Source organism: Psychrobacter sp. A3 (assembly GCF_028823565.1).
GTDB classification, from domain to species: domain Bacteria; phylum Pseudomonadota; class Gammaproteobacteria; order Pseudomonadales; family Moraxellaceae; genus Psychrobacter; species Psychrobacter celer.
Map to the genome: position 1 here is coordinate 1 of NZ_JAPEHS010000153.1, position 1415 is coordinate 1415.

1 protein-coding gene is annotated in these 1415 nt (G+C 41.4%); it reads right to left on the reverse strand.

Annotation, left to right across the window (positions count from 1 at the left end; all coding sequences use genetic code 11):
- Positions 1–119: 119 nt before the first annotated feature.
- The gene (locus NK638_RS12225) at positions 120–968 is read right to left on the reverse strand and encodes an aldo/keto reductase (RefSeq protein ID WP_274633227.1); all 849 of its coding nucleotides are present in this window, start codon (positions 966–968) and stop codon (positions 120–122) included.
- Between the last annotated feature and the right edge of the window lie 447 nt (positions 969–1415).

Sequence of the window (1415 nt, forward strand, 5' to 3'; positions counted from 1 at the left end):
CAAACAAGGAAAATAGCGCAGATAACATCGGGATATTAGTCAGCTATCTGACATCGTTTGTCCAGATTTAGCCATTTTTAGCCCATTTAGATGTCTATCGATTGAATTGAGGATATGCCCTAGTCATCCCATTCAGGCGTATAGTCAGGATGCTCGATTTTACGGCCATCGCTACGGGCCAAGTTGCCAATTTTTTCTAACTCATCGGCGCTAAGCTGGATATCGATGGCATCCAAGTTGCCTTGTAAATGGTCGGGATTGGACGTCTTGGGAATGGCCACACGGTTTTTGTCAGATAATATCCAAGCCAGTGATATTTGCGCAGGTGTTACGCCATGCTTATCCACAATCTCTTTGATGACCTCATTGTCAAACACATCACCGCGCGCCAGTGGCGAATAGGCTTCTAATAAAATATGATGATTATTCAAAAAAGTCTGCAAGGTATTTTGTTTGATAAACGGATGAAACTCTACTTGGTTGACGACAATAGGCACATCAGCGTGTTTTTTGGCTTCGATGATATGAGCGATATTAAAGTTAGAAACCCCAATATGACGCGTCAGCCCTTGTTTTTGCAGTTCACACAGCGCAGGAATGGTCTCAGACAATGGCACGCGATCATCAGGCCAATGCAGTAATAGCAGATCTACATAATCGGTATCTAGGTTCTCTAATGAGCGCTTGGCGGCTGCTATCAGCTTTTCTGGCTCAAACTTCATATCATCCGGGAAAATCTTGGTGGTCAAAAAGAACTTATCACGCGCCACGCCTGATTGCTTGATACCTTCTCCGACCTCTTTTTCATTGTCATAAGCTTGCGCAGTATCAATGTGCTCATAGCCCATTTTTAACGCTTGGCAGACGACATCGATACAGTCTTGGCCTGTTGATTGCCAAGTACCTAGCCCTAGCACAGGAATATTGGCTTGGCCTGCGGTACGAATATTATAAGTTTTCTTGCTCATATTATTATCCTTATTATGTGTTGAGTGTGGTTTTATGGCTGTTTGTATAAGTGTTCTTTATATAACTGTTCTCTAAACAAGTAAGCACTAAATTCAGTGTCACTACCTATCAATGTCACTACTTATCAATGTCACCATCTGAGTGAGAAGCTTTTAAACCTGAATAAATAACAGTCGTATCATAGTGTTGATTGTACAAATTGCCCTAACAGAACAACCCAGTTACTATAGAAAAAAATAGAATAAAGTAAAAGGTCGGTTGACGCTTTCCTACAAAGGACAAACAGGCTGTAACGTCATTTTTATCATTATTTTTGAGATGAAGACACGATCTAAAGCTGTCTGACTTATGGATAAACGTTGTCAGTGTAATCACGAGAGTCAGAAAACACAGTAGAGCCAAGGCGTAAGAAGCGTAGCGGACGGATGAGAGATAAGCAAAAAAAG